General features: G+C 73.0%; 17 protein-coding genes. 10 read left to right on the top strand and 7 right to left on the bottom strand.

Annotation, left to right across the window (positions count from 1 at the left end; genetic code table 11):
* Positions 1 to 88: 88 nt before the first annotated feature.
* From ABZ714_RS02085 to ABZ714_RS02095, 3 genes are all read right to left on the bottom strand, one after another.
* Positions 89 to 2,275 carry a hypothetical protein gene (locus tag ABZ714_RS02085; protein ID WP_358823177.1) on the bottom strand — a complete coding sequence of 729 codons (2,187 nt, stop codon included), beginning with the start codon at positions 2,273 to 2,275 and terminating at the stop codon, positions 89 to 91.
* A gap of 10 nt (positions 2,276 to 2,285) precedes the next feature.
* Positions 2,286 to 2,540 (bottom strand): MoaD/ThiS family protein, encoded by a 255-nt coding sequence (locus ABZ714_RS02090; RefSeq protein ID WP_358823178.1) that lies wholly within the window; start codon positions 2,538 to 2,540, stop codon positions 2,286 to 2,288.
* Positions 2,541 to 2,659: 119 nt separating this feature from the next.
* Entirely contained in the window at positions 2,660 to 3,517 is an 858-nt protein-coding gene (locus ABZ714_RS02095) for an alpha/beta fold hydrolase (protein WP_358823179.1), read from the bottom strand.
* A 216-nt stretch (positions 3,518 to 3,733) separates the two neighbouring features.
* Here ABZ714_RS02095 and ABZ714_RS02100 point away from each other — a divergent pair, with 216 nt between their 5' ends.
* A complete protein-coding gene (locus ABZ714_RS02100; protein ID WP_358823180.1) occupies positions 3,734 to 4,510 on the top strand; it encodes a response regulator transcription factor in 777 nt (258 codons plus the stop codon).
* A gap of 187 nt (positions 4,511 to 4,697) precedes the next feature.
* Positions 4,698 to 5,720, top strand: a complete 1,023-nt coding sequence (locus ABZ714_RS02105) for a LacI family DNA-binding transcriptional regulator (RefSeq protein WP_358823181.1) — start codon at positions 4,698 to 4,700, stop codon at positions 5,718 to 5,720.
* A 434-nt stretch (positions 5,721 to 6,154) separates the two neighbouring features.
* On the opposite strand, the gene ABZ714_RS02110 is transcribed toward ABZ714_RS02105, so the two are convergent.
* A complete protein-coding gene (locus ABZ714_RS02110) occupies positions 6,155 to 7,063 on the bottom strand; it encodes an NAD(P)H-binding protein (protein ID WP_358823182.1) in 909 nt (302 codons plus the stop codon).
* A gap of 133 nt (positions 7,064 to 7,196) precedes the next feature.
* A complete protein-coding gene (locus tag ABZ714_RS02115) occupies positions 7,197 to 7,514 on the bottom strand; it encodes a DUF1330 domain-containing protein (RefSeq protein WP_358823183.1) in 318 nt (105 codons plus the stop codon).
* 186 nt (positions 7,515 to 7,700) lie between these two features.
* On the opposite strand from ABZ714_RS02115, the gene ABZ714_RS02120 reads away from it, so the two are divergent.
* The 4 genes from ABZ714_RS02120 (at position 7,701) to ABZ714_RS02135 (ending at position 12,287) form a co-directional block, all read left to right on the top strand.
* Positions 7,701 to 8,678, top strand: coding sequence for an AraC family transcriptional regulator (locus tag ABZ714_RS02120; RefSeq protein ID WP_358823184.1), 978 nt, complete (start codon positions 7,701 to 7,703; stop codon positions 8,676 to 8,678).
* 201 nt (positions 8,679 to 8,879) lie between these two features.
* The gene (locus ABZ714_RS02125) at positions 8,880 to 9,878 is read left to right on the top strand and encodes a trypsin-like peptidase domain-containing protein (protein ID WP_358823185.1); all 999 of its coding nucleotides are present in this window, start codon (positions 8,880 to 8,882) and stop codon (positions 9,876 to 9,878) included.
* 109 nt (positions 9,879 to 9,987) lie between these two features.
* Positions 9,988 to 10,761 (top strand): response regulator transcription factor, encoded by a 774-nt coding sequence (locus ABZ714_RS02130; RefSeq protein WP_358823186.1) that lies wholly within the window; start codon positions 9,988 to 9,990, stop codon positions 10,759 to 10,761.
* Positions 10,762 to 10,865: 104 nt separating this feature from the next.
* A complete protein-coding gene (locus tag ABZ714_RS02135) occupies positions 10,866 to 12,287 on the top strand; it encodes a HAMP domain-containing sensor histidine kinase (protein WP_358823244.1) in 1,422 nt (473 codons plus the stop codon).
* Between the two features lie 47 nt (positions 12,288 to 12,334).
* Here the strand turns inward: ABZ714_RS02135 and ABZ714_RS02140 are convergent, their stop codons facing one another.
* On the bottom strand, positions 12,335 to 12,775 hold the full coding sequence (locus ABZ714_RS02140) for a hypothetical protein (protein ID WP_358823187.1): 441 nt from the start codon (positions 12,773 to 12,775) through the stop codon (positions 12,335 to 12,337).
* Between the two features lie 348 nt (positions 12,776 to 13,123).
* On the opposite strand from ABZ714_RS02140, the gene ABZ714_RS02145 reads away from it, so the two are divergent.
* A complete protein-coding gene (locus tag ABZ714_RS02145; RefSeq protein ID WP_358823188.1) occupies positions 13,124 to 13,708 on the top strand; it encodes a DUF2975 domain-containing protein in 585 nt (194 codons plus the stop codon).
* The gene (locus tag ABZ714_RS02150; protein WP_358823189.1) at positions 13,708 to 13,950 is read left to right on the top strand and encodes a helix-turn-helix transcriptional regulator; all 243 of its coding nucleotides are present in this window, start codon (positions 13,708 to 13,710) and stop codon (positions 13,948 to 13,950) included. The genes ABZ714_RS02145 and ABZ714_RS02150 overlap by 1 nt, the downstream gene beginning before the upstream one ends.
* Before the next feature lie 173 nt (positions 13,951 to 14,123).
* Here ABZ714_RS02150 and ABZ714_RS02155 read toward each other — a convergent pair whose 3' ends face one another.
* Positions 14,124 to 15,992 (bottom strand): bifunctional metallophosphatase/5'-nucleotidase, encoded by a 1,869-nt coding sequence (locus ABZ714_RS02155; protein WP_358823190.1) that lies wholly within the window; start codon positions 15,990 to 15,992, stop codon positions 14,124 to 14,126.
* A gap of 198 nt (positions 15,993 to 16,190) precedes the next feature.
* Here ABZ714_RS02155 and ABZ714_RS02160 point away from each other — a divergent pair, with 198 nt between their 5' ends.
* The gene (locus ABZ714_RS02160) at positions 16,191 to 17,495 is read left to right on the top strand and encodes a serine hydrolase domain-containing protein (protein WP_358823191.1); all 1,305 of its coding nucleotides are present in this window, start codon (positions 16,191 to 16,193) and stop codon (positions 17,493 to 17,495) included.
* Positions 17,496 to 17,499: 4 nt separating this feature from the next.
* On the top strand, positions 17,500 to 18,717 hold the full coding sequence (locus ABZ714_RS02165; protein ID WP_358823192.1) for a serine hydrolase domain-containing protein: 1,218 nt from the start codon (positions 17,500 to 17,502) through the stop codon (positions 18,715 to 18,717).
* Positions 18,718 to 18,800 lie beyond the last annotated feature (83 nt).

An 18,800-nucleotide genomic window follows, 5' to 3' on the forward strand; every position in this document is an offset into this window, starting at 1 on the left:
AGGGCCTGTTAGTGATCGACGTACAGCCGTGGGGGATGGTTCCTGCGGGAGAGGTGGTACGGCTCACCTCTCCCGCCGGACCGCGAAATCAGGCCAGGACTCGCCCGACGAGATAGACCCCGGGCGCCGCCAGGGCCAGCGGCAGGGCGACACCGGCGGTGAAGTGGACGAACCGGGACGGGTAGTCGTAGCTGGCGACCCGCAGGCCCACCAGGGCGAGCAGCCCGGCCGCCGCGCCGAGGACCACGGCCTTGACCCCGTAGTCGGTCAGCGCGCCCGCGGCGGCCCCGGCACCGGCGGCGGCCAGTACGGCGAGGGCGCCGGGGTCGGCCCACGGCGTCGGCAGGGCCCGGACGAAGGTCGCGGCGGCGACCGCGATCCCGCCGACGATCACCGCGTCGGGCGCGGCGGCCAGATATCCGGTGGCGACGATGGTGAACGCGGCGGCGGCCACGGTCGCCATCAGGCCGTACATCCGCTCGTCCGGGGAGGCGTGGCTGCGCAGTTGGAGGACGACGGTGATCAGGACCCAGGCCCCGAGAGTGCCGAGGATCGCGGCGGGCCCGTCGTCGCGCCCGGCGGCCAGCAGTACGCCGTCGGCGACGAGGCCGCCCGCGAAGGCGAGGGCGATGCCCTGGCGCGCGGGCCACATCCCGTTGAGCCGGAACCAGCCCGCGGCGGTGACGGCCTGGAGCAGTACGAGCGGGATCAGCAGTCCGTACGGGCCGAGGGCGGCGCCTCCGGCGAGCAGCAGTCCGAGTCCGGCGGTGAGCGCGGCGGGCTGGATCCCGGGCGCGATGATCGGCGACCGGCCTTCGGCCCTGGCCCGCTGGGCGTCGGTGATCCGGGCGTTGCCGGTGGTGGTGGGCGCGCTGTAGCCGGAGGTGTCGGCGGCGCGCGCGCCGGGCGCGGGTACGGCTCCGGGCGCTTCGGGCGGCAGGGGGTACGCGCCGCTGCCCTGCCGGGGACCGGGCGCGTTGCCGGAGACGGGGCGCAGCAGCGCCGTCTGTTCGGCGGCGGCTTCCGGCCCGGGGGCGTGCGGGGGCGCGTTCCCCGGCGGGGTCGCGGGCGGGTTCGTCGCGGGCGGGTTCGCGCCCCGGCGCCGGGCCCGTCGGCCACCACCGGGCGGCGTGGGTGCGGATGCGGGGGTGGGCCCGGAGGCGGGAGCGGGGCCTGAGCCGTACGCCTGGCCACCGGGCATCGGCTGCTGTCCGTGTCCGGCGGGCATACCGGGTCCACCGGGGCCGCCGGGCACGGGCGGCAGATACGCCGTCTGCTCGGCGGCGGACCCGGGACCACCGGGCGCGGCAGGCGCTCCGGGCGCGGCGGGGCCGGAGCCGTATGCCTGGCCCCCGGGCGTCGGCGGCGCGTACGGCGCCTGTCCCGCGGGCGCCCCGGGCGTTCCGGGCGCGCCGGGGTGGGGTGCGTACCCCTGGCCACCGGGCATCGGCTGCTGTCCGTGTCCGGCGGACATGCCGGGTCCACCGGGGCCGCCGGGCACGGGCGGCAGATACGCCGTCTGCTCGGCGGCCGGCCCGGGACCACCGGGCGTGCCGTAACCAGGACCGTTAACCGGGCCGCCCGGGACCGGTGGGAGATAGGCCGTCTGCTCGGCGGCCGGCCCGGGGCCGCCGGGCGGGCCGAAACCGGAGCCGTGCGACGCGTACGGCGCCTGCCCGGCAGACGTACCGGGCGCACCCGGTCCGCCGGGGCCGCCGTAACCGGGCCCGTACCCCGGACCGCCGGGTACCGGCGGCAGATAGGCCGTCTGCTCGGCGGCCGACCCGGGACCGCCGGGACCACCGGGGGCGCCGTAACCGGAGCCGGGGTCGGCGGGCACGGGCGGCAGATACGCCGTCTCCGCCGCAGCGGACGGCGGTGTCTGCGGATAGCCGTAGGAGGGTGCCGGGCCCGCAGGCGGTACGGGGGGCAGGTAGGCCGTCTCCTCGGCGGGGCCCGTACCGAAACCGGGCACACCGCCTCCGGTGGCCCCGGGGCCGTAGCCCTGGACCGGACCCGGACCCGTAATCGGCCCGTTCGGACCGGCACCCGGCACCGGCGGCAGATACGCCGTCTGCTCCGCCGGGCCCGCCCCGGACGGTACGGCCGGGGGCAGGCCCGGCTGGTACTGGGTGTCCCAGGTGTCGCCCTGCCAGGTCTGCGCGGGCTGCTGCGGCTGCGCGGGCTGCGGATATCCGTAGGAGGGCGCCTCCTCCGGCTCACGCCGCCGGTGCGGATCCTGCGGATCGTACGGGTAGTGCTGATCGCTGCTCATACTCTCCGGATCACCCTCCTGCGAACGGCGGCAGCACCTCGACCGTGCCGCCCTCCGCAAGCCGTACGGTCTCATGGTCACGTGTGCCGACGGGGTCGCCGTCGACGAGGAACGAGCAGCGCTTCAGCACCCGCGACAGCTCGCCCGGGTGGCGCTCGCGGACCGCGTCCAGCGCCTCGGCCAGCGTCCCGGCCGCGTACGGCTCCTCCGCCACCCCGGCGGCGGCCTTCGCCGCCGCCCAGTAGCGGATGGTTCCGGCGGGCATGCGCCGCTCCCCTCGTCCCTCACTCGTCCCTCAGCCGTCTCTGCCATCTCAGCCGGCTCTGCGTACACCTCGTCCGCGCCGCGCGCCCACCTCCGGCGCGCGCGTCGCGCGGTTCTCCATCATGAGCCATCCGAGCGGGCCGCACGGTCCGCCAGCCAGTCCGCGAGGCGCTCCAGCAGCGGGCCGGGGGCGGCGTTCTCGGCATGGCCCATGCCCGGTTCCAGCCACAGCTCGGCCGGTCCGGCGGCGGCGAGCGACCTGGGGTGGTCGAGCGGGAAGTACCGATCGCGGTCGCCGTGCACGATCAGCAGCGGAGTGGGGGCGATCAGCGGGACCGCCTCGACCGGCGAGAGGGGGACGGGGTCCCACTCCCGGCGCTGGATCCGGGTCCGCAGGCCGTAGCGGCCGACGGCCCGGCCGAGGGGGCGCGAGATCACCCAGTGGACCCGGCGCATCTGCGGCGTACCCCGGTAGTACCAGCGCGCGGGGGCGCTTACGGACGCGACGGCATCGGTCCGTGCTTCCGTACGCCCCCCGCGTGCGGCGGAGTAGAGAGCCGCGTGCCGGAGCGCGACGGAGCCGCCCATGGAGAAGCCGACGGTGGCGACCCGGTGATGGCCCAGGGCGCGGGCCCATTCGACGGCCGCCGCGAGGTCCAGGACCTCCCGGTCGCCGACCGTGGAACGGCCGCCGGACCGGCCGTGACCTCGGAAGGAGAAGGTCACGACGGCCGCGTGGGCGGCGAACGCGGCGGCGGCCCGGCGGACGGCGGGCCGGTCGGCCGAGCCGGTGAAACCGTGGGCCACGACGATCGCGGGCGTACGTCCCGTCTCCCGGCCCGCCCGCGTCCCACGACCCGGTTGATAAATGGCCTCAATACGGACATCATCGGAGGTTCGGAGCAGGGCGCGCCGGACTCCGGACGTGATCGGGTCGACATCCACTGGGTGAGATCGGCCCTCCGGCTCGGAACGCATGTGGGCTATTCTCCTGGGAACGAGGATCCGGGCGACGCAGCCCCCGGGTCCTTTTGCGTTTTCGGCCTGTTGTTACAGGCAGGTGAACCGGCGGGGCCGCCGGAGCCGCACGAAACCACGTCCTCGCAGGGACCGAGGAGGAACCGACGACATGGGCGAGCGAACCGTGCACGACAGCTGTACGAACGGGACGGACCGGGGAGCGGGTGAGCGGCGATGAGTTCCTTGCTGCTGCTGACCAACGCCCTCCAGCCGTCCACCGAGGTCCTGCCCGCCCTCGGGCTGCTGCTGCACAACGTGCGGGTGGCCCCGGCCGAGGGACCGGCCCTGGTCGACACCCCGGGCGCGGACGTGATCCTGGTCGACGGCCGGCGCGATCTGCCGCAGGTGCGGTCGCTCTGCCAGCTGCTGCGGTCCACGGGGCTCGGCGCCCCGCTGATCCTGGTGGTCACCGAGGGCGGCCTGGCGGCCGTCACGGCGGACTGGGGCGTGGACGACGTCCTGCTCGACACGGCCGGCCCGGCGGAGGTCGAGGCCCGGCTGCGGCTGGCGACCGGCCGCCGCCAGATCGGGCTCGACGACTCCCCCATGGAGATCCGCAACGGTGATCTGTCGGTGGACGAGGCGACGTACAGCGCCAAGCTGAAGGGCCGGGTCCTCGATCTGACCTTCAAGGAGTTCGAGCTGCTGAAGTATCTGGCCCAGCACCCGGGCCGGGTCTTCACCCGGGCCCAGCTCCTCCAGGAGGTCTGGGGGTACGACTACTTCGGCGGTACGCGGACGGTGGACGTCCATGTACGACGGCTGCGGGCGAAGCTGGGCCCGGAGCACGAGTCGCTGATCGGAACCGTACGGAACGTGGGATACCGGTTCGTCACGCCGGAGAAGTCGCCCGACAAGGCGGCGGCGGAGAAGGCGGCGGAGCGGCCGGAGCGAGTGACGGCGCGCGCGGGATCGCGTACGGGGCCGGGCACGGTCGCGAAGGCGGAGTGACGCGGCGGGGCTCTCCCCGGCGGCCCCGGGCCGTACCGCCGGCGGACCCCCCGCACGCTCTCCGGTACCGGTACCGGAGAGTAACCGTGAGGCTCCCCGGAGCCCTCCCCGCAACCCTCCGCTCCACGTTGTGAGATAACGCGAACGACCTGCCCGGAAGCGGGTCACCCCGCGTAGACTGCGGCGCGTGGCCAAGGTGACGCGGGACGACGTTGCGCGACTGGCGGGGACATCGACCGCCGTCGTCAGCTACGTCATCAACAACGGACCCCGGCCGGTCGCACCGGCCACCCGCGAGCGGGTTCTCGCCGCGATCAAGGAACTGGGCTACCGGCCCGACCGGGTCGCCCAGGCCATGGCCTCCCGCCGGACCGACCTCATAGGAATGGTGGTCCCCGACGCCCGGCAGCCGTTCTTCGCGGAGATGGCGCACGCCGTCGAACAGGCCGCGGCGGAACGCGGGAAAATGGTCCTCGTCGGCAACTCGGACTACCGCCGCGAACGCGAGGTCCACTACCTGCGGGCCTTCCTCGGCATGCGGGTCTCCGGACTCATCCTGGTCAGCCAGGGCCTGACGGAGAGCGCGGCGGCCGAGATCGAGGCGTGGGAGGCGCGGGTCGTCCTGCTCCACGAACGCCCCGAGGCGATCGACGACGTCGCGGTCGTCACCGACGACATCGGCGGCGCGCAACTCGCCACCCGGCATCTGCTGGAACACGGCCACGCCTACGTCGCCTGCCTCGGCGGCCCCGACACCACACCGCCCGTCGGCGACCCCGTCACCGACCACGTCGAAGGCTGGCGCCGGGCCATGCTGGAATCCGGCCGGGACGTGGAGGGCCGCCTCTTCCAGGCCCCCTTCAACCGGTACGACGCCTACCAGATCGCCCTCAAACTGCTCTCGGGCCCCGACCGGCCCCCCGCGATCTTCTGCTCGACCGACGACCAGGCGATCGGGGTCCTGCGGGCCGCCCGCGAACTCCGGATCGACGTCCCCGGAGAGCTGGCGGTCGCGGGCTTCGACGACGTCAAAGAGGCACATCTGACGGATCCGCCGCTGACGACGGTCTCGTCGGACCGGCCCGCGATGGCGCGGGCGGCGGTGGATCTGGTCCTGGACGACAGCCTCCGGGTCCCGGGCTCGCGCCGCGACCGGGTCCGCCAGTTCCCCTCGGGCCTGGTCATCCGCCGCTCCTGCGGCTGCGCCTGAGCTTCGGGGGTGCCGGGCCGCGCCCGGCGACCGCGCGTTGTCGGCGGCCCGCGGACCGCCGGTGGCTGTTCGCGCAGTTCCGCCCCCTATGCCTTCGGCGATGGGGGACCCCGGCGCCTCGGCCCTCCGGGGCGCCGCCCGGAACTACCCGGGCCGCGCCCGGCGCCCGCAGGTTCTCCCCGGCCTGCGGACCGTGGGTGGCTTGTCACGCGGTTCCCCGCGCCCCTAGGTTGCCCTCCTGACGGCCCTCGCGGAGAGGCGGTCCCACTCTTTCAAGGGCGGCGCCGGGAAGAGCATTCAGGGGCGCGGGGAACTGCGCGACAAACCCACGATCGCGCGCCGCCGCCGTACGACGCCCGCCCGGCTGGGCGGATGGCGCGGGCCGCACAGGGAAGGGATCAGCGGCGCAACCGGCCCCGGAAGAGGCGGCAGCTTCAGACGTGCGCGTCGTGGGCGCCGCGGGCCACCGGGTGCGCGGGGGCCACCGACGCGACGTAGCCGGAGAAGTCCCTCGGCTCCCGGCCCAGCACCTCGCGGACGCCGTCCACCGGCGCCGCCCCCCGCTCCTCGCGGATGTGCCGGAAGAGGGTGAGGTAGATGTCGGCTCCTTCCGGCGGCGCCTCCACGTCCCCCGCCGTCAGTTCGGCCCGGAACTCGTCTTCCGTGACGGGGACGAACCGCATCCGGCGCCCCGTCGCGGCGGCGAGTTCCGCGACGGCCTCCCCGAAGCCGAGTGCCTTCGGCCCGGACAGGGTGTACGTACGGCCCGCGTGTCCGTCCTCCGTGAGCGCGACGGCCGCCACCTCCGCGAGGTCGTCGAGGTCGAGGAACGATTCCCGGCCGTCGCCGGTGGGGAGCCGCAGTTCACCGTCGCGTAGCGGGGTCACGAAGAATTCGAGCTCGGTGAAGTTCTGCGAGAACCAGGTGGGGCGCAGGATCGTCCAGGTGAGCCCGGTGCCTTCGGCGGCCTCGCGGACCGCGTTCTCGGTGTCCAGGGCACCCGGCATGTCCAGTTCGCCCCAGACCCGGGCGGACAGCAGGACGAGTCGCCGTACGCCGGACCGCGCGGCCAGTTCCACGAAGGAGCGGACTTCGGCGGGGGCGTCCGGGCCCTGGGAGTCGACGACGTAGACCGCGTCGACGCCGTCGAGGCCGGATTCCCAGGTCGAGGGGTCGGCCCAGTCGAAGCGGACCGTACGGAGGTGGTCCGTACCGGGGCGGCCCTCAGCGCCCCCGGACCGGGACGCGACCACGGCGGTACGGCCCCGCCGCCGGAGTTCGTCGGCGACCCGGCGGCCGGTCTTCCCGGTGCCGCCGAGTACGAGTACGGAGGTTGAGGTCACAGCGGATGCGGATGTCGCAGATGTCGTCATGTCCGCCAGTACACCGGCCCGGAAGGGGACGGTCGATGGTTGGTCCTCTCGGTTCGATGTCCGATCGTCTCGCCCGGGGCCGTCCCGCGAGGACCTTTCCCGACTACTCGGCCGGTGGCTGGAATCCCTCCGGCGGGGAGCCCTCCACGAACAGCAGCCCCAGCCGGACCCCGCCCTCCCGGATCTCCCGGGCCCGCCGGTACTCCGGCGAGTCGTACCAGGTGTGGATCCGCTCCAGGTCCGGGAACTCGATCACCACCAGCCGTCCGGACTCCCAGCTCCCCTCGACGGGCTCGGGTACGGGTGTCGCGACGAGATAGCGTCCGCCGTGGCGGATGACGGACTCCGCCGCCACCGGCGCGTACGCCATGGCGGCCGCCTCGTCGTCCACATCGATGGTGGCGATGACATATGCGGGCATGGATTCCCCCTGTCCTCTGCGTGCTCTGTCTCCGTGGGAAACGACGCGCGGACGGTCCATCCGCCGTCCCGGCCGAGGCTAGCCAGAAGCGGACGGTCCGGGGAAGGTCCGGATACGGCCACCCGGCGACCGCTACCGCCACGGCAGCCGCAGCCGCAGCCGCAGCCGACCGTACGATCTGATGCCATGGATGACGCCTTGTCGAGCCTGCTGCACGGAGTCCGGCCCCGGGGCGCGATCTTCAACCAGTCCGTACTCGATCCGCCGTGGGGGCTGCGGTTCCTGGACCGTGCCCCGGTCTCGGTCCTCAGTGCCCTCGTCGGCGACGCGTGGATCGTGCCCGACGACGGCGACCCCGTACCGCTGCGGCGCGGCGACATCGCGATCGTGACCGGCCCGGAGCCGTACACCGTCGCCGACTCCCCCGGCACCCCGCCGCAGGCGCTCGTCCACGGGGACGACCGGTGTACGACCCCGGAGGGCGCGCTGGTCCTCGGCGATCTGCCGTGGTGCGGCTCGGACCCCCTCGGCGGCGGCCCCGACGGCTCCGGCCGGTCCCTCGACGACCCCGGCGCGGTCCTGCTCAAGGGCTCCTACCAGGCCGGTGGCAGCGTCTCCCGGCGGGTGCTCGGCGCGCTGCCCCGGATCGCCCTGGTTCCGTCCGGGCCGGACGACTGCCCCACCCTGATGATGATCGAGAAGGAGATCGCCCGGGACGTCCCGGGGCAGCAGGCGGTCCTGGACCGGCTGCTGGATCTGCTGCTGGTGTCGTCGCTGCGGGAGTGGTTCGAACTCCCCGGCGCCCATGCTCCGGCCTGGTACAGCGCGCACGCCGATCCCGTGGTGGGCCGGGCCCTGAAGCTGATCCACGGCGATCCGGCCCGGCCGTGGACGGTCGGGGCGCTGGCCGCGGAGGCGGGGGCGTCCCGGGCCAGGTTCGCCCGGCGGTTCACGGATCTCGTGGGGCAGTCGCCGATGGCCTATCTGACCGAGTGGCGGATCTGCTGGGCGGCGGATCTGCTGGCCACGACGGACGCGACGGTCGACGCGGTCTCGCACCGGGTCGGCTACGCCAACGCGTACGCGCTCAGTGTCGCCTTCAAACGGACGATGGGGCTCCGGCCGACGGAGCACCGCGCGCTGGCCCGCGTTCCGGCGGCCTGACGGCACCGGCGGGCTGACGGCGCCGACTGGCTGACGGCGGTCGCGGGCCCGGAGCCGTAAGAGCCCGGCCCCGGAACCGTACGGGCCCGGGCCCGGCGCCCCCGTACCGCCGTCGTTCCTTATACCGGGCATACGGAACTCTGCTCCCGTTCTCACCGAGCCCTCAGATCCTTCTCAGACTCGGCGGGGAGAGTCGATGACATGACCGACGACTACCGCCACCGCACCGACGCTCCCCCGTCCGCCTGGCCCGCGCCGCCCGCCGCGCCCCCGCAGTGGCAGCAGGAGTCCCGGTCCCGGCCGGACCAGCAGTCGCAGCCGCAGTCGCATGCGCGGCCCCGGGCGCGGCGGCCCGTCGCGCTGATGGTCGCCGTGGCGATCGCGGCGGCGGCCGTCGGCGGCGGAGTGTCGGCGCTGGTGGACCGGACCACCGGGGACCGGGCGACGGCCGGGCGGTCCGGCTCGGTCGCCGGGACCGGGATCTCCTCGGTCTCCACCGGGACCGTCGCCGGGGTCGCGGAGGCCGTGTCGCCGAGCATCGTGGAGATCACCGCGAACGGCGGAGGCGGGAACTCCACCGGCTCCGGTGTGATTATCACGCCGGACGGGGAGATCGTCACCAACAACCACGTACTCGGCGGCGCGGACACCGTCCGGGTCCGGCTCGACGGCGGCAAGACCTATCTCGCCGATGTCGTCGGCACCGCCCCCGAGAAGGACCTCGCCCTGATCAAGGCGCGGGGCGCGAGCGGCCTCAAGGCGGCTCAGCTGGGCGATTCCGATGCGGTACGAGTCGGGGACGAGGTCGTCGCCATCGGCTCCCCCGAGGGCCTGACCGGCACGGTGACCAGCGGTATCGTCTCAGCGCTCGACCGGGACGTGACCGTCGCCAAGGACCAGGAGCAGCCCCGGCAGCAGGAGCGCGGCTGGCCCTTCGAGTTCGGCGGGCGGCAGTTCAACGGGGAGACCGGCGGCGCCACGACCACGTACAAGGCGATCCAGACGGACGCGTCCCTCAACCCCGGCAACTCCGGCGGCGCGCTGATCGACATGAACGGGCGGATCATCGGCATCAACTCGGCGATGTACGCGCCGAGCGCCGCGAGCGGGTCGGCGGCGGCGGGCAGCGTCGGGCTCGGCTTCGCGATCCCCGTCGACACGGTGAAGAGCACCCTCGCCGAGCTGCGCGCCGGTGCCTGACGGGCCGGCCGTACCCGGGCCGGGACACGACGGGTCCGGGGCCGGGGCCCTCGGGGGCGCCCGCGCGCCCGGTCCCGGGGTGTCCGCCGGGCCGTGCGACGCTGACGGTATGACCGAGAGCCGCGACCGTGACCGCGACACCGACCGCGACACCACCGAACGCGTACTGATCGTGGACGACGAGCCCGCCGTCCGCGAGGCCCTTCAGCGGAGCCTCGCCTTCGAGGGGTACGGGACCGAGGTCGCCGTGGACGGCCTCGACGCGCTCGCGAAGACGGCGGAGTACCGGCCGGATCTGATCGTGCTCGATATCCAGATGCCCCGGATGGACGGGCTGACCGCCGCCCGCCGGATCCGCGCGGGCGGCTCCACCGTGCCCATCCTGATGCTCACCGCCCGGGACACCGTGGGCGACCGGGTCACCGGGCTCGACGCGGGCGCCGACGACTATCTGGTGAAGCCGTTCGAGCTGGACGAGCTGTTCGCCCGGATCAGGGCCCTGCTGCGGCGCAGCTCGTACGCCGCCCCCGCGCCCGCGCCCGGCGACGCCACCGGGTCCGGGGAGCCGGGGGACGTCCTGCGCTTCGGCGATCTGACGATGAACCCGGCCACCCGCGAGGTGTACCGCGCCGACCGGCCGGTGGAGCTGACCAGGACCGAGTTCACCCTGCTCGAACTGTTGCTGACGCATCCCCGGCAGGTACTGACCCGGGAGCAGATCCTCAAGTCGGTCTGGGGCTTCGACTTCGAGCCCAGCTCCAATTCCCTGGATGTCTATGTGATGTATCTGCGGCGGAAGACGGAGGCGGGCGGGGAGCCCCGGATCGTGCACACCGTACGGGGCGTGGGGTACGTACTGCGGGCGCCCGGAGGCGAGGGGTGAGCTACTCGGGGCCGCCGCCCGTACCGCCCGCGCAACCGCCCGCGGCACCTGCCGCGCCACCGCCCGGCGGACCCTCCGTACCCGGCGGGCGGGCCCGGCCCGGCCTGGTCCGGCGGTTCCGCCGCCTCCCCCTGCGTTCCCGGCTGGCCCTGCTCGTCGCGGTCGCCGTGGCGGTCGCCGTCGCGGCCGTCGCCGTCGTCTCCTGGGTCCTGACCCGGGCCCAGCTCAACGCCGAACTGGACCGGTCCCTGGAGAACACCAGGGCGCCGCAGAAGCTGGTGGTCGAGGCCCTGAAGAAGTGCGCGGTCACCGCCGAGCCGGTCCCCGTGGACGAGGACCAGGAGTCGTTCGCGTACACCCAGATCGTCGCCCCCGACGGCTCCCGCTGCGTCACCGACTACAGCCAGCCGGTGAAGGTCACCAAGCTCGACATCGGAGTGGCCGACGGGCGGCTGGACAGCGCGCTGCACAGCGGGGTCACGGACTCCGGCCGCGAGGTCCGGACGCACACCACGGCGATGAAGCTGGCCACCGGCGACATCGCGGTCTCCGTCTCCCGCCCGCTGGACGAGATCGACGCGTCGCTGAACCGGCTGGCGCTGCTGCTCACCGGGCTCGCCGGGCTCGGTGTGCTGGGCGCGGGCGCGGCCGGGCTGTGGGTGGCGCGGACCGGGCTCCAGCCCGTGGACCGGCTGACGGACGCGGTCGAGCACGTGGCCCGTACGGAGGATCTGACGGTACGGATCCCCGCCGACGGCGACGACGAGATCGCCCGGCTCTCCCGGTCCTTCAACGCGATGACCGAGGCCCTGGCGTCGTCCCGGGACCGGCAGGCGCGGCTGATCGCCGACGCGGGCCATGAGCTGCGTACCCCGCTGACGTCGCTGCGGACCAATATCGATCTGCTGGCCAGAAGCGAGCGGACCGGGCGGGCGATCCCGCCGGAGGACCGCCGGGCGCTGATCGCCAGTGTGCAGGCGCAGATGAAGGAGTTGGCGGCGCTGATCGGGGACCTCCAGGAGCTGTCCCGGCCGGACGTGCCGAACGGCGACGGCGGCCCGGCCCGGGTCGTCGCCCTGCACGAGATCGCCGCCACCGCCCTCGACCGGGCCCGGCTGCGCGGCCCCGAGCTCACCTTCACCGCCGATCTCGCGCCCTGGTACGTCCGGGCGGAACCGGCGGCGCTGGAGCGGGCGCTGGTCAACGTCATGGACAACGCGGTGAAGTTCTCGCCGCCGGGCGCGGAGGTCGCGATCGTCCTGCGGGACGGCCGGCTGACGGTCCGCGACCACGGCCCCGGGATCCCGGCGGACGAACTCCCCTACGTCTTCGAACGCTTCTGGCGCTCCCCGTCGGCACGGGCACTGCCGGGCTCGGGCCTCGGCCTGTCGATCGTGGCCCGTACGGTCGCGGCGGCAGGCGGCGACATCCGCCTGGAACCGGCCCCGGGCGGCGGCACTTCGGCAGTGCTCCGCCTCCCGGGCGCTGCCTCCCCACCCCCGTCGGAGACGCCCGGCGCCGGGTAGTACCGGGCGCGGCTCTCGCCGTCGGCCCGGGCGGGCCCGGCGCGCGGCTATCCGGCCGGGGGCCGCTCGTAGTGGAACCGGTTCGGTTTGCCGCTGAGGAACGGAGCGCCACCGTCCGTGCAGCCGGTGGTGAAGGCTTCCTCGTGCTCCGGGATGTCGGTGGTCACGGCGTCGGTGTCCGTGTAGTCGTCGGCCGCCCGCTCGCAGAAGATGTCGGCGACGGCACCGTCCGCCGCGAACGCGCTGTCCCGGGAACCGTCGTACCGGGGCAGCCGGTCCCGCTGGGCGGGCGAGAGCGTAACCTCCGCACTCTCCCCGAGCGCCTTCTCGCCGACCGCGTAGCCCGCTTCGTAGGACTCGCACAGCGAGTTCGTACACGGCGCTTCCGGCCGCTCGTCCGACGCGGACTTCCCGTCGTCCGAGGCGCATCCCGTGACCGCGAGGCTCAGAACGGCCATGCCGAGTAAGAGGTTTCCGGCCTTACGCATCCGCGACGCTCCTGTCCCCCGGCGGCGATTCGCCATGCTAGTGCGCGGCAGGCACCCGTGGCGCCGAATGCCTGGAACGGGCCCATGGGCGGCCCCTTCCCCCGGCCCCGTGGCCCCGTCCCGGGTACGCGTACGGCTCCGGGCGGGGCGGCCGGGGCCGGGGGAAGGTCCGGCACGCCTCCCGTAGGCCCCGGAGATCCCCATCCCGCCCAACCGCCGTCACTCATCGCACACATGCCATCACCCGTCGCCGATGACTTGTCGATTATCGATATGCCGAGCTAGAGTCTGCATATCGAGAATCGATAGGTGCTCGGTGCTGAGTGTGATGACCATGGAGGCGTTGCGATGAATACCCGACTCACCAAGGCCCTGTCCTCGGCGACCCTGGCCCTGGCGGTGTTCTGCGGGCTCGTCTTCACCGGCAAGTCGCTCACCCGGCTCGGCGACAACGGCGACGTCTGCGTCGGGACCGGCTTCTGGCAGAACTTCACCCTCGCCGACGAACTGCCGGTCAATCCCGGCGTGGAGGCCGGGGGGAGCGCCGCCCGGCTCTGCCAGGAGGCGCCCGCACTGGCCCAGCGCGCCGCCGATCTCGGCAGTACCGTCCCCTGGCTGCTGTTCGGCGCGATCGCCCTGCTGTTCTTCTCCCGGCTGCTCAAGATCGTGGCGACGGAGGGGCCGTTCACCGCCAGGGCCGCGAACGGGCTGACCGCCCTCGGCTGGCTGGTTACCGTGGGGACGCCGCTGACGGGTCTCGTCGACGGCTGGTCGCACTCCTGGCTGGTCCACAGCATGGCGCCGATCGTGGACTCCGGGCCCGAGTTCTCCGGGCCGATGGTGCTGACGCTCGCCGGGCTCGCCGCGGTGGTCATGGGCAAGGTCACCCAGGAGGGCGTCCGGATGCGAGAGGACCTCGAAGGGACCATCTGATGGCGGAAGACGAGCCCCATGCGATCCGGATCCATCTCGACCGGGTCCTCGCCGAACGCGGTATGACCCTCACCGAACTCTCCGAGCGGGTCGGTATCACCGTCGTCAATCTCTCGGTACTGAAGAACGGCCGGGCCAAGGCCGTACGGTTCTCCACCCTGTCGAGGATCTGCGACGTCCTCGGCTGCCAGCCGGGGGATCTCATCACCCACGACCCGCACGGGCCCGACGGCCCGGCCTGAGACCGCCGGATCCACCGGGCCCGGCACAAGTACTTGTCACGCGCCACCCCGAACCGACCCACCCCGCCCCGGGCCCGACCCGAACCGGCCCGGGGCACGCGTACGGCCCCGGGCGAGTGCCCGGGGCCGTAGCGGTCGATCAGGAGCGGTCGTTCAGCAGCGGGAGCCGCCGATCACCGGACTATGGTGATCCGGCCCGTCGCCGGGGGTGCCAGCGGGGCCGACGGGGTGCCGTTGGCCGTCAGATACCCGATGAAGACATCCAGGTCGGACGCGCCGACCAGCTTGTTCTTGTGCTCCTTGAAGACCGCGAAGCCGTCGCCGCCGCCGGTCAGGAACTCGTTCATCGCGACCCGGTAGGTCTTCGCCGGGTCGATCGGCTCACCGTTCAGCCGGACGGAGTCGGCGACGATCCGGTCCGCGCCCGCCTTGGTCAGATCCAGGGTGTAGGTGAAGCCCTTGGAGACCTGGAGGATCTTGGGGGCCGCCTGGTTGGAGCCGCTGACCTGCTGGCGCAGTGCGGTAATCAGCTGGGCGCCGGTCAGATCGACCACATTCATCATATTGGTGAAGGGCTGGACGGTGAACGCCTCGCCATAGGTCACCACCCCGTCGCCCTCGGCACCGGACGCCTTGTGGACCAGGGGTGCCCGGATGCCGCCGGGGTTCATCAGGGCGAGCTGGGCGCCGCCCTTGTCGGCCGGGGAGAGGGCCGCGAGCTGGGCGTCCGCGATCAGATTGCCGAGGGGGCGCTCCTCCGCGTTCAGCGGGTTGTCGATGTCCGACCCGATGTGCGCGACCGGCCGGTTGGCGATCGGCGCGGCCAGCGCGTTCCAGCGGTCGATCAGCCGGGTCATGTCCGGGGCCTTGGGCACGTCGCGGGTGACGACGTGGTTGGTGGCGTCGACCGAGGTCCGGACGATGTCCTTGGTCCGCCGGTCGTAGGTGAGGGTCGTCTCGGTGTAGAGCCGTCCCGCCGACGCCGCCGACGTCACCGTGCGCGGCTTGCCCGCCGGGTCCGGGATGGTGCAGGCGTACGCCTGGTGGGTGTGCCCGGTGACCAGCGCGTCGACCTGCGGGCTGACCTTCTTCGCGATGTCCGTGATCGGGCCGGAGATGCCGTCGCCGGGGCCGGGGCTGTCGCAGTTGTAGTTGTACGAGTTGGAGGCCGGGAAGCCGCCCTCGTGCAGCAGGGCGACGATGGACTTGACGCCCTTGCGCTCCAGCACCTTCGCGTACTTGTTGATGGCCTCGATCTCGTCGCCGAACTTCAGGCCCTTGATGCCCTCGGCGTTGACGATGTCGGGGGTCCCTTCGAGGGTGACCCCGATGAAGCCGATCTTCACACCCTTGTGCTCCCAGATGTAGTACGGGTCCAGCAGCGGCCGGCCCGACTTCTCATGGGTGACGTTGGCGGTCAGATAGGGGAACTCCGCGCCTTCGAACTCCCGGCCGGGCTGGAAGCAGCCGGCGGTGGGGTGGCAGCCGCCGTTCTGGATCCGGGCCAGCTCCTTGGCGCCCTCGTCGAACTCGTGGTTGCCGACCGAGGAGACATCGAGGTCGAGCCCGTTCAGCGCCTCGATGGTGGGCTCGTCGTGGAAGAGCCCGGAGAGCATCGGGGTGGCGCCGATCAGGTCACCGGCGGCGGCGGTGACGGTGTACTTCTCGCCCTTGCGGGCCTCCCGCAGATGGGTGGCCAGATATTCGACACCGCCCGCGTCGATGGTGCGGGTGGTGCCGTCGGGGTTGGTGTGGGTCACCCGGCCACCGGAGCCCGAGGGGGGCTGGAGGTTGCCGTGGATGTCGTTGAAGGAGAGCAACTGGACGTCGACCGTACGGCCGTGGCCGTGGCCCTTGCCGCCCTTGTCGTCGCGGTCGCGCTCATGGGCGCCCGCCGTGCCCGCGGGCAGCGCGGCGAGCAGGGCGCCCACGGTGGCGAGTCCGGCGACGGCACCGAGCGCCCGGCGCGTACGACGGCTCCGGCGGGCCCGGTCCGGTCTGCCGGGGACGCGGATTCCCGGCTCCTGTGGAGTGGCTGACATCTTTCCCTCGGATTCCCCTCGATCGGCACGGCTCAACGGCTTGGCCGCCCCGGCAGCCTAGGGTCAACGCGCGTAGCTGGACAGAGGGCTACGGGTCACAACTCGGCCATCGTGGTTCTCCAATCAACCATCGGCGCCCCTTGTGTGGTCATTTCCCCCGATGGCCGATCGGCGGCCACACCAGCAGGGAGCGCGCGGATGACGGTGACGGTGACCGGGGCGGAAACCACAGGGGCCACAGGGAACACTGCGACCACGGAGACCGGGGCGACACGGTCGCGGCGGCGGGCGGCCCGTACGGGGGCGGCGGCGCTGATCGCGGGCGCGGTGGCGGTGGGCACACTGGCCGCCGCCCCGGCCCAGGCCGGTGAGCGCGCCGACCGCAAGGGTGCACATTCGGCCACCCAGCGGGCGATCGAGGCGATGGTGGCGGAGGGCGTGCCCGGGGTCACCGTCACGGCGACGGACGCGAACGGGGTGTGGAAGAGCGCGGCGGGCGTCGGCGATCTGCGGACCGGGAAGAAGCGCGGCGAGAGCGACCGGTTCCGGGTCGCGTCCATCACCAAGACCTTCGTCGCGACCGTCCTGCTCCAGCTGGAGGACGAGGGCAGGCTCGATCTGGACGACACGGTCGAGAAGTGGCTGCCGGGCGTGGTCCGGGGCAACGGCCACGACGGCCGGAACATCACCGTCCGCCAGCTCCTCAACCACACCAGCGGGATCTACAACTACACCGCCGATCCCGAGTACCAGCGGAAGTACTTCTTCGAGGGCTTTCTGAAGCACCGCTACGACACCGTGCCCCCGGCGTACCACATCGCGGTCGCCATGGCGCATCCGCCGAACTTCCAGCCGGGCGCCGAGCACCGCTACTCCAACACCGGATACGTCCTCGCCGGTCTGATCATCGAGAAGGCGACCGGTACGACGTATGAGCACCAGGTCCGGAAGCGGATCATCAACCCGCTGAAGCTCCGAGAGACCCACAACCCGGGCAACTCACCCTTTATGCCGCAGCCGAGCAGCCGGGCGTACTCCAAGCTCTCGCCCGACCCGAACGCCACCAAGGTGTACGACGTCACGGTGGTGAACGGCTCCCAGGGCTGGGCCGACGGCGACATCATCTCCAGCGCCGCCGATCTGAACCGCTTCTACAAGGCCCTGATGCGGGGCGACCTGCTGTCGCCGAAGCAGTTGAAGGCGATGAAGACGACCACCCCCGAGGGGTACGGGCTGGGGCTCTACAAGACGGGCACGAGCTGCGGCAAGACCCTCTGGGGCCACGGCGGCGGCGGCCCCGGCAGCATCTCCGACGCGGTGACCACCGAAGACGGCCGCCATCAGCTGGCGTTCAACGCCAACAGTGAATTCGGGGCGACCCCGGAAGCCTACGCCCGGGTGGTCGACGCCGAGTTCTGCGGTACGGCACCGGGGCCGGGCGCCCCGGCGGCCCGGAAGTCGTCCGGGGCCGGTGCCGACGCGGTCCTCGGCGGGCGAGGCTGACCCGATGCCGATGATCAGGACCACCGGCCGGAGAACGGCCGTCGCTCTGATCACCGGGGCGGTGGCGGCGGGGACGCTGGCCGCCGCCCCGGCCCGGGCCGGTGACCACGGCGGACACGGCGGACACGGCGGACACGGCGAACACGGCGACCGTAAGGGCGCGCGTTCGGCCACCCAGCGGGCGATCGAACTGCTGGTCGCGGAGGGCGTGCCCGGGGTCACCGTCACGGCGACGGACGCGAACGGGGTGTGGAAGAGCGCGGCGGGCGCAGGCGATCTGCGCACCGGCCGGGACCGCGGCAAGGACGACCACTTCCGGATCGCCTCCGTCACCAAGACCTTCACCGCCACGGTCCTGCTCCAACTGGAAGCGGAGGGCAGGCTCGGTCTGGACGACACGGTCGAGAAGTGGCTGCCGGGCGTGGTCCGGGGCAACGGCCACGACGGCCGGAACATCACCGTCCGCCGGCTCCTCGACCACACCGCCGGGATCTACGACTACATGCTGGACCCGGACTTCCAGCGGGCCTATGTCCACGAAGGCTTCCTGGAGACCCGCTACGACTCCGTCCGCCCCGCCGAACTCGTCAAGATCGCCATGGCGCATCCGCCGTACTTCGAGCCGGGCACCGGCTACCGCTACTCCAACACCGGTTACGTCCTGGCCGGTCTGATCATCGAGAAGGCGACCGGTACGACGTATGAACACCAGGTCCGGAAGCGGATCATCAAGCCGCTGAAGCTGCGCCACACCTACCACCCGGGGGACTCGGTACGGCTGCCGAAGCCGAGCGGCCGGGCGTACTCCAAGCTCTCGCCCGACCCGAACACCACCAAGGTGTACGACGTCACCGAGCTGAACGCGTCCCCGGGCTGGGCCACCGGCGACCTGGTCTCCACCGCGGCCGATCTCAACCGGTTCACGGGCGCGCTGCTGGGCGGCGAACTACTGCCGCCCCGGCAGCTCGCGGCGATGCGGACCACCACACCCGGCGGCTACGGGCTCGGCCTCCAGAAGGTCCCGACGAGCTGCGGGGCCACCGTCTGGGGCCACGGCGGGATCGGTCCCGGCTCCCTCTCCTACGCGATGACCACCGAGGACGGCCGCCACCGGGTGGCGCTCAACCTCAACGGCGACTGGTCCTTGACCCGGCAGAGCTTCCGCCGGGTGGCCGACGCCGAGTTCTGCGGGATCGACCCGGGGCCGCCACCGGCCCGGTAGACCGGAATCTCCGGTCATACCGGCACCACTGGCAGTACCGACAGACAGACCGACAACAGCGGGCACGGCCGGTGCGGGGGACC

It is taken from the genome of Streptomyces sp. NPDC006798 (assembly GCF_040635975.1).
Taxonomy (GTDB): domain Bacteria; phylum Actinomycetota; class Actinomycetes; order Streptomycetales; family Streptomycetaceae; genus Streptomyces.

Excerpts from the sequence above, each read along its gene's own strand:
- ABZ714_RS02085 (WP_358823177.1), bottom strand. The coding sequence starts at position 2,275 with ATGAGCAGCGATCAGCACTACCCGTACGATCCGCAGGATCCGCACCGG.
- ABZ714_RS02090 (WP_358823178.1), bottom strand. The coding sequence starts at position 2,540 with ATGCCCGCCGGAACCATCCGCTACTGGGCGGCGGCGAAGGCCGCCGCC.
- ABZ714_RS02095 (WP_358823179.1), bottom strand. The coding sequence starts at position 3,517 with ATGCGTTCCGAGCCGGAGGGCCGATCTCACCCAGTGGATGTCGACCCG.
- ABZ714_RS02100 (WP_358823180.1), top strand. The coding sequence starts at position 3,734 with ATGAGTTCCTTGCTGCTGCTGACCAACGCCCTCCAGCCGTCCACCGAG.
- ABZ714_RS02115 (WP_358823183.1), bottom strand. The coding sequence starts at position 7,514 with ATGCCCGCATATGTCATCGCCACCATCGATGTGGACGACGAGGCGGCC.
- ABZ714_RS02120 (WP_358823184.1), top strand. The coding sequence starts at position 7,701 with ATGGATGACGCCTTGTCGAGCCTGCTGCACGGAGTCCGGCCCCGGGGC.
- ABZ714_RS02125 (WP_358823185.1), top strand. The coding sequence starts at position 8,880 with ATGACCGACGACTACCGCCACCGCACCGACGCTCCCCCGTCCGCCTGG.
- ABZ714_RS02130 (WP_358823186.1), top strand. The coding sequence starts at position 9,988 with ATGACCGAGAGCCGCGACCGTGACCGCGACACCGACCGCGACACCACC.
- ABZ714_RS02140 (WP_358823187.1), bottom strand. The coding sequence starts at position 12,775 with ATGCGTAAGGCCGGAAACCTCTTACTCGGCATGGCCGTTCTGAGCCTC.
- ABZ714_RS02145 (WP_358823188.1), top strand. The coding sequence starts at position 13,124 with ATGAATACCCGACTCACCAAGGCCCTGTCCTCGGCGACCCTGGCCCTG.
- ABZ714_RS02150 (WP_358823189.1), top strand. The coding sequence starts at position 13,708 with ATGGCGGAAGACGAGCCCCATGCGATCCGGATCCATCTCGACCGGGTC.
- ABZ714_RS02155 (WP_358823190.1), bottom strand. The coding sequence starts at position 15,992 with ATGTCAGCCACTCCACAGGAGCCGGGAATCCGCGTCCCCGGCAGACCG.
- ABZ714_RS02160 (WP_358823191.1), top strand. The coding sequence starts at position 16,191 with ATGACGGTGACGGTGACCGGGGCGGAAACCACAGGGGCCACAGGGAAC.
- ABZ714_RS02165 (WP_358823192.1), top strand. The coding sequence starts at position 17,500 with ATGCCGATGATCAGGACCACCGGCCGGAGAACGGCCGTCGCTCTGATC.